This is a genomic window from Amycolatopsis circi (assembly GCF_003385235.1).
In the GTDB taxonomy this organism is placed as follows: Bacteria; Actinomycetota; Actinomycetes; order Mycobacteriales; family Pseudonocardiaceae; genus Amycolatopsis; species Amycolatopsis circi.
Genome location: NZ_PQIA01000233.1, coordinates 1 through 7,244, shown reverse-complemented (window position 1 = coordinate 7,244; position 7,244 = coordinate 1). Strand labels below are relative to the sequence as shown.

At 70.0% G+C, this 7,244-nt stretch carries 8 protein-coding genes; 6 read left to right on the top strand and 2 right to left on the bottom strand.

What is annotated here, in order from left to right; translation table 11 throughout:
- Positions 1-390 precede the first annotated feature (390 nt).
- Both D0D37_RS45010 and D0D37_RS45005 read right to left on the bottom strand, forming a co-directional pair.
- A complete protein-coding gene (locus tag D0D37_RS45010) occupies positions 391-783 on the bottom strand; it encodes a DUF6221 family protein (protein ID WP_116206681.1) in 393 nt (130 codons plus the stop codon).
- A 193-nt stretch (positions 784-976) separates the two neighbouring features.
- A complete protein-coding gene (locus D0D37_RS45005) occupies positions 977-1,999 on the bottom strand; it encodes a DNA polymerase domain-containing protein (protein ID WP_116206680.1) in 1,023 nt (340 codons plus the stop codon).
- Positions 2,000-2,036: 37 nt separating this feature from the next.
- Between D0D37_RS45005 and D0D37_RS45000 the strand changes: the two genes are divergently transcribed.
- The 6 genes from D0D37_RS45000 to D0D37_RS44970 all read left to right on the top strand — a co-directional run.
- The gene (locus D0D37_RS45000) at positions 2,037-2,711 is read left to right on the top strand and encodes a TVP38/TMEM64 family protein (protein WP_116206683.1); all 675 of its coding nucleotides are present in this window, start codon (positions 2,037-2,039) and stop codon (positions 2,709-2,711) included.
- Between the two features lie 164 nt (positions 2,712-2,875).
- Positions 2,876-4,471, top strand: a complete 1,596-nt coding sequence (locus D0D37_RS44995) for a serine/threonine-protein kinase (RefSeq protein ID WP_244223907.1) — start codon at positions 2,876-2,878, stop codon at positions 4,469-4,471.
- Between the two features lie 50 nt (positions 4,472-4,521).
- Positions 4,522-4,827: a hypothetical protein gene (locus D0D37_RS44990; protein WP_116206679.1), complete on the top strand. Its 306-nt coding sequence runs from the start codon at positions 4,522-4,524 to the stop codon at positions 4,825-4,827.
- Positions 4,828-4,846: 19 nt separating this feature from the next.
- Positions 4,847-5,275, top strand: coding sequence for a peptide-methionine (R)-S-oxide reductase MsrB (gene msrB, locus D0D37_RS44985; RefSeq protein WP_116206678.1), 429 nt, complete (start codon positions 4,847-4,849; stop codon positions 5,273-5,275).
- A 430-nt stretch (positions 5,276-5,705) separates the two neighbouring features.
- Positions 5,706-6,287 carry a hypothetical protein gene (locus D0D37_RS47055; protein WP_162834793.1) on the top strand — a complete coding sequence of 194 codons (582 nt, stop codon included), beginning with the start codon at positions 5,706-5,708 and terminating at the stop codon, positions 6,285-6,287.
- Positions 6,288-6,408: 121 nt separating this feature from the next.
- Positions 6,409-7,244: TIGR04222 domain-containing membrane protein (locus D0D37_RS44970; protein ID WP_116206675.1), on the top strand; the 836-nt coding region annotated here is incomplete at its 3' end.

Genomic DNA, 7,244 nt, shown 5'->3' with positions numbered 1-7,244 from the left:
TCCCACCCCTCGCCGCATCCGTGAGGGCCACCTTCACGGACTCTGAGTCCCTGAAGGTTCCCCTCACGGCCAGCCGCAGTCCGTGAGGGGCCCCTTCACGGACGTAGATTCCCTCAAGGAGTCCTTCACGGACCACCCACCGGCACCCGCACCCCCAACGCAACCAGCCACCGAAGCCACGCGCATCCACGCACGAAACCGCAGCCCGCGCACACAACTAAGGCAGCCACACCCCCCGCACCCCGATACGAAGCCTTCTCTGCGGTCTTGGGGTGCTTGTCAAGGCATCTTTCCCGCCTTGACAAGCACCCCAAGACCGTCAGCACAATCAGCTTCGGGGTGCCCGCCGCAACCCCCACGGCAATGTCGCCGCCAGGCGACGAGCCGCCCCTACGGCCTCCACCGCTCGCTGTAATCCGGATGCTCCGCATACGGCAACGCCAGCAACCGCAACGTCAAACACCAGTTAGACCCAGCCTCGTCCGCAGGCACATGACAGGTCTCGCACCAATACTCACTGCCGTACAGCGGAAACCCGGGGACCTTCTCCGACACCGTGGTCCGATGCGCCAGCATGATCCGCCGAGTCGCCTCGATCTCGTTGATCATCTGATTCACCACGTCAAGCTCAAGATCGCCGAGAGAACGAACCCGTTCCTCAAGACCGACCTTGGCCTCCCCGCGGTTGAGCGGCTCTCCGGCCTTGCCCTTCTGCACCGCCTGCATGATCAGCGCCTGCCGCTGTCCGACGCGCGCGGCGAGGAACGCGATCAGGTCGTCCACGACGTCTCCTTCCTCCGGATCCCGGCCCCCGCCCGGCCCCGGCAATAGTCGCACCTCGACCCCGCCGCGTTACCAGCCAGCGGCACACCCCAGGGTAATCGACCTCGGAAAATTCAGGACGACCTGCGGAAACATCAGCGAAATTCGCCGCAATGTTGATCACCGAGAGTGATCACGCCCGGCAATCGGACGATCACGCCTGGTCGGATCGGGCCTTGCTCGGTTGCACCCGCTTCGGCTCGCCGGGCATTTTCGGGTAGTCCGGCGGGTAGGGCAGTTCCGCACCGCCGAGGTCGCGATCGTCGCGCTCGTACCACTCCAGCAGCGTCTCCAGGCCGTACGCCGTCTCGTCCATCGGCGCGTGCAGGTCGCCGCGCTCGGCGAGGAATTTGGGGACGGTCAGGACGTCGAAGTCGTCCGGGTCGACGTCGGTGAGCAAATCCCAGGTCAACGGCGTCGAGACGGTCGCGCGCGGGGTGCCGCGCACCGACCAGGACGACGCGACCGTCCGGTCTCGCGCCGCCTGGTTGTAGTCGAGGAAGACGCGGCCGCCGCGTTCCTCCTTCCACCAGGACACCGTCGCCTTGTCCGGGATCCGCCGTTCGACCTCGCGGCCGAGCGCGATCACCGCGTGCCGCACCGCGATGAAGTCCCATTCCGGGCGGATCCGCACGAGGACGTGCACGCCGCGGCCGCCGGAGGTCTTCGGGTAGCCGGTGAGCCTGGCGTCGGCGAGCACCTCGCGGACGACGCCGGCGACCTCGACCGCGTCGGCGAATCCGGCGCGTTCGGGCGGGTCGACGTCGATCCGCAGTTCGTCCGGGTGGTCCACGTCGGGACGGCGCACCGGCCACGGGTGGAAGTCGAACGTGCCGAGGTTGGCCGCCCAGGCGAACACCGCGGGCTCGGTCGGGCAGACCTCGTCCGCGGTGCGGCCGGACGGGAACGCGATCCGCGCGGTTTCGAGCCAGTCCGGCGCGCCCTTGGGCACGCGCTTGGCGTAGAACCACTCCCCGGTGACGCCGTCGACGTAGCGTTTCAGCGTGGTCGGCCGCTCGCCGATCGCCCGCAGCAACGGGTCGGCCACGGCGAGGTAGTACTCGACCACTTGCCGCTTCGTGATCCCGCGTTCGGGGAAGTAGACCTTGTCCGGGCTCGAAACCCGGACGGTGCGCTCCCCCACCCGGTATTCGACCGGATCGCCGTTTTTGGCCATGCGGCCACCGTAGCCGCGAGTGCCGTACCGTGGCGGGGTGTCCGGGAGAACCAAGCTGATCGTCGCCCTGGTCGTGCTGGCTCTTCTCGGCGCCGCCGCGCTGTGGCTGCCGATCCCGGGCCCGGCGCAGCTGCGCACCTGGGCCGCGGCGACCGGATCGATGACTCCGCTGGTACTCCTTGTCGCTTACTCGTTGCTCACTGTCGCGCCGATTCCGCGCACGGTGTTCAATCTGGCCGCCGGGTTGCTCGTCGGCAGCGTCGCGGGAGTGCTGATCGCCTTGGCGGCCACCACGATCGCCGCCGCGCTGGCGTACGGGCTGGCACGGCTGCTCGGCCGGGAGCTGATCCTGCGGCATCTGCACCGCGCGCCGGTGCGAGCCGTCAACGACCGGCTCTCCGACGGCGGCGTGCTCGCCGTCACATCGCTGCGGTTGATCCCGGTCGTCCCGTTTTCGGCGATGAACTACCTGTGCGGCGTTTCGTCCGTGAAAATCCTTCCGTACCTTGTCGGAACAGCGCTCGGGAGCGTCCCCGGAACCGTCGCGGTGGTGGTTTTCGCGGATGCTCTCACCGGCGACACGCCGCCCGCTTTGCTGGCTTGCTACGCGGTCTTCGCGATCCTCGGCGCGGCAGGATTGGTGCGGGTGCTGCGGAAGCGCGTCCCCGCCGCCGAGCCGGAGGCTCCCGTGCCGTCGGCACCGGCTGGCTGACGGCGGGCAGGTACTTCCGACCGCTACACTCGTCCGGGTGCGCGAGGGGCATCCGTGCTGCGCACGAACACGATCACGGGACTTCGTCAGGAGCGGGCGTCATCGACACCGGGCAGCTGATCGCGGGGCATTACCGCCTCGTCGAGCACATTGGTAGCGGTGCCATGGGCGTGGTGTGGCGCGCCGTGGACGTGCGCCTGGAGCGGTCCGTGGCGATCAAGCAGATCCTTCCGCAGCCGGGCGTCTCCGAGGCCGAGCGCGACAACATGCGCCAGCGCGCCATGCGCGAGGCGAAGAACGCCGCCCGCTTCCAGCACCCCAACGCGATCGTCGTGTTCGACGTCGCGGAGCACGGCGGCGACCCGTGCCTGGTGATGGAGTACCTCAACGGCCCGAGCCTGTCCGCGGTGCTGTCCGAACAGGGCACGCTGCCGGTCGGCCAGGTCGCGCGGATCGGCGAGCAGGTCGCCGCGGCGCTCGTGGCCGCGCACCGCGCCGGGATCGTGCACCGGGACGTCAAGCCCGGCAACATCCTCATCGACGAAACCGGCACCGCGAAGATCACCGACTTCGGCATCTCCCGCGCGGCCGGCGACATGACGCTCACCCAGACCGGCCTCATCGGCGGCACTCCGGCCTACCTCGCGCCCGAACTGGCCCGCGGCGCCGACCCGGTCCCCAGCTCGGACGTCTTCGCCCTCGGCGCGACGCTGTACCAGGCGATCGAGGGGCAGACCCCGTACGGCAACACCACGAACCAGCTCGCGCTGCTGTACGCGGCGGCGAACGGGCAGGTCAATCCCCCGACGCAGGCCGGTCCGGCGACCGCGTTGCTGATGAGCCTGCTGCGCAGCGAGGCTTCCGAGCGGCCGAGCATGGCCGAGGCCCGGGAGCGGCTGGCCTCTCTGGCGACCGGGGAACCCGCCGCGCCGCAGCAGTTGCTGTCGGGGAATCGCGGTCCGGGGAGCAACGGGTCCCGGCCGCCTTGGGCGCGCGCGGGCGCTCCGGCGGCTGCTGCCGCGGCCGCGCCGAAGGCTCCGTCCAACCCGCCGCGGACGCCGACTGCGGCGTTCATGCCGATGAACGCGCCTTCGCGGCCCGCTCCCCCGCCGAACACTCCGCCGCGTCCGCAGCCCGCGGTGCGGCCGACGCCCACCGCTGCCGCGCCGAACTACTCCGGTTCGGGGTCGGGATCGCGGGTTTCGCCTGCTGCGGCGCGGAAGAAGAAGATGGCGTTCCTCGCTGGCGGGGCCGCGGCGGTGGTCGTGGTGGCGTTGGTGGTGTTCTTGGTGTTGAGCAGCAGCAAGGACAAGGGCGGGGCTTCGCCTAACGCGCAGCAGCCGCCGGCGTCGAATTCCTCCGCTCCGGCGACTCCGTCGAGCACGCCGAGTTCGTCGGCGCCACCGGCCAAGTCCAGCGGAACGGTGCAGTGGAAGCCCGCAGGCGACCAAGTCGTCGCGTTCTACAGTGATGCGGGGTCGCCTAGTACATGGGCGATGTTGGCCCCTTCGGCGCAGGCAGCGTTCGGCGACCAGACCGCGTTCGCCGAGTACTGGAAGGAGAACAAGCCAGCCTCCTTCCGGAACGCGAACGTTTACAAGCGCCAGAACAACCCGGACGGTTCCGCCGACGTCCAAATCACCCTCTTTTCCAACAACGGCGCGCAGACTGTGAAGGTCGTGCGGGTCGTCGCCGGACCAGACGGCACGTTGACGATCAGCAGCGATCCACGTGTCGAGACCGGCGCGCCCGCGCAGTGACACTCGCCGCAGAGGTGGGTACCGCGGGGCGAATAGCCTACCGTTGAAGCATGGCCGAGAACGGAGCTCTGCCGCCGGGCTGGAATCCTCGGTTCCACGAGGATCTCGTCGGGCTGGATCCGTACGACCCGGAGGCCCGTGCGTTCGCCGCCCATCTCGACCGGATGGAGCGCACCGGGCCGACTTTCACCGTCGAGGCGTGCCTGGACCAGGTCGCCGACTTCGCCGATTCCAGCACCCGCACCGGCGGGCTGCGCTACTGGGTGTCCGCGCTGGTCGTGGTGCTGATCGTGCTCGGGCTGCTGGTCACCGCCTGGGACATCGCGCTGCACACGGTCGCTTTTCTCTCCAGGTAACGTGGGAAGGGTGAAAGGTATGAAACCCGTCGTCGGCACCACTCCCCGCGTGGTGAAGTCCGACCAGGAATGGCGGGAGCAGCTGGGCCCCGAGGAGTACGCGGTGCTCCGGCAAGCCGGCACCGAACGGCCGTTCACCGGCGAGTACACCGACACCAAGACCACCGGCGTGTACGAGTGCCGGGCTTGCGGCGCGGAGCTGTTCCGCAGCGACACGAAGTTCGAAAGCCACTGCGGCTGGCCGTCGTTCTACGACCCGGCGGACTCCGACGCGGTGCTGCTGCGCGAAGACCGCACCATGGGCATGAAGCGCATCGAGGTGCTGTGCGCCTCGTGCCACAGCCACCTCGGGCACGTGTTCGAGGGCGAGGGCTACGCGACCCCCACGGACCAGCGCTACTGCATCAACTCGATTTCCCTGAAGCTCGTCGAGGAATCCGGCGACTGACGCCCGGGTCCCCCAAGACCGCCCTTCCCGCCTCGGGGAGGGCGGTTTTTCGTCCGGCGGCAACCCCGGCCGGGCAGGTAGCGTGGTTTGTTCATCCGGAGGGGGTCCGTGATGGAGTGGACGATCGAACGCGCGCTGCCAGCCGCGCTGGTCCTGGTGCTGGCGCTGCTCTGCTGGTGGCTCGGGCTGCGGACCGCCGCCCGGTTGCGCCGCGGCAGGCCTCCCGAAACCCGGCTGACGTCCGCGGCGCAGGTCGCGTTGCTGACGAACGGTCCGATCCGCGTCGCCGAAACGACCGTCGCCTCGATGCTGGAGCGGGAGCAGCTGCGGGCGGATTCCGTGGGACGGCTATTGCACGCCGACCGAACCGTCCGACGGCCTGAGCCGGGAAGCCGCCGAGCTAGCCGGAACAGGCGTCGGGATCGCGACCGTGCTGCGCGGTCTCGTCGGGGGCGACGCGGTTCGCGAACTGGTCGACGATCTGACCAAGCGCGGCCTGCTCGTCGACGGCCCGGCGCTGCAGAGGGCATGGAAGCGGACCGCGATCGAAGAAGCAGTGCTGGCGGCGGCCGGCGTCGCGGCGTTCGTCGGCGGGCTCAACGGCTTTGTGCTGAGTTCGGTTCTGCTGCCGGGGTGGTTCGCGTTCGCCGCGCTGTCCCGTCGCCGGGCTGCCCGGCGGATCCGGCCGACTGACGCCGGACGCGAGACGGTCGAAGCGGCGTGGCCGGACCAGAGCCTGGTCAGCGGCCTGACCGGGAACGTCGCGGTCGGCGGGCTCTCGAATCATCCGGACCGCGAGCTGCGGGTCGCGCTGCTGCGCGGGCTCCCGGCGACCCGGCAGGCGCGGGCTGCCGTCGCGGGCGCCGGCGTCGCGGGCGGGTTTGCCGGAGCGGCGGGGTACTGGGCCGCCGGGGCGGGCTGCGGATCGGGCTGTGGCGGAGGAGCGGGCTGCGGGTCCGGATGCGGCGGTTCGGGGTGCGGATCCGGCTGTGGCGGCGGCGGGAACAGCTGAGCCGCGCAGGTGGCAGGTCGAAAACGGGAACGCAACAGACATCGTCGACGTCAGTTCTGCCGACAACCTCCGGCGCCGGGCCGGTTAGGGTTCCGGCGAACACTGAAACGAGGGGGAAGCCGTGGATGAACCGTGGGGCATTTCGGGTCCGCAATTCCTGCTGTTTTTCGGCCTTGCGGTGGCCGTCGTGCTGCTCGTGCAGCTGAGCTGGCCGTCGATCGCGCGGTCCCGGCGGCAGAACGCGCCCGCTGTCGTCGAGGCTCCGCTGCAGCCGGACGTCTACCAGCTCGCCTACCTGGCCGGCGGCTCGGACCGCACGGTCGACACCGCGATCGCGACGCTGCTGGAGCAGGAACTGCTGCGCGTGAGCAGCAAGGGCAAGCTGAGCGCGATCGGCAAGCGGCCGACCCGCAAGAGGCTGGAACGGGCGGTGCACGACGCCGCGAAGGGCGGCACGGCGACCGTTGCCCTGGTGCGCAGGTCGTCGGTAGTCCAGCAGGAAGTGGACAAGATCCGCGAGGACCTCGGGCGGCGCGGGCTGGTGGCCGTCGGCGACGGACCGGACAACTTCCGCACCGGCATTTCGGTGGCGTACGCGGCGCTGTTGCTGATCGGCATCGTCCGCGCGGTCAACGGAGCGCAGCTGGACCGGCCGATCGGCGGGCTGATCGCGCTGCTTGTCGTGACGGGGATCCTCACGTTGATCACGTTCGCGTCCCGAAAGAGCCCGAAGAAGCCCCAGGTGACCGACGCGGGCCACGCGGTCGTGGTGCGGGCCCGCGAAGACGCGAAAGTCGCGCAGGAACGGCCTGAGGAATTCGCCGAGACGAGCCGGAACGGCGGCGGAGTTCTTTTCGCCGGGGCCGCGGGGGTGGTCGCGCTCGGCGGGATCGCGCTGTACCCGGACGACGAGATGAGCACGGCGCTGCTCAGCGGCGGCGGGGGCGGCGGCTGGAC

What these genes read in the sequence shown, in the direction of transcription:
- msrB (WP_116206678.1), top strand. Translation starts at nt 4,847, where the DNA reads ATGAAACCCGTCGTCGGCACCACTCCCCGCGTGGTGAAGTCCGACCAG.
- D0D37_RS44990 (WP_116206679.1), top strand. Translation starts at nt 4,522, where the DNA reads ATGGCCGAGAACGGAGCTCTGCCGCCGGGCTGGAATCCTCGGTTCCAC.
- D0D37_RS44995 (WP_244223907.1), top strand. Translation starts at nt 2,876, where the DNA reads ATGGGCGTGGTGTGGCGCGCCGTGGACGTGCGCCTGGAGCGGTCCGTG.
- D0D37_RS45005 (WP_116206680.1), bottom strand. Translation starts at nt 1,999, where the DNA reads ATGGCCAAAAACGGCGATCCGGTCGAATACCGGGTGGGGGAGCGCACC.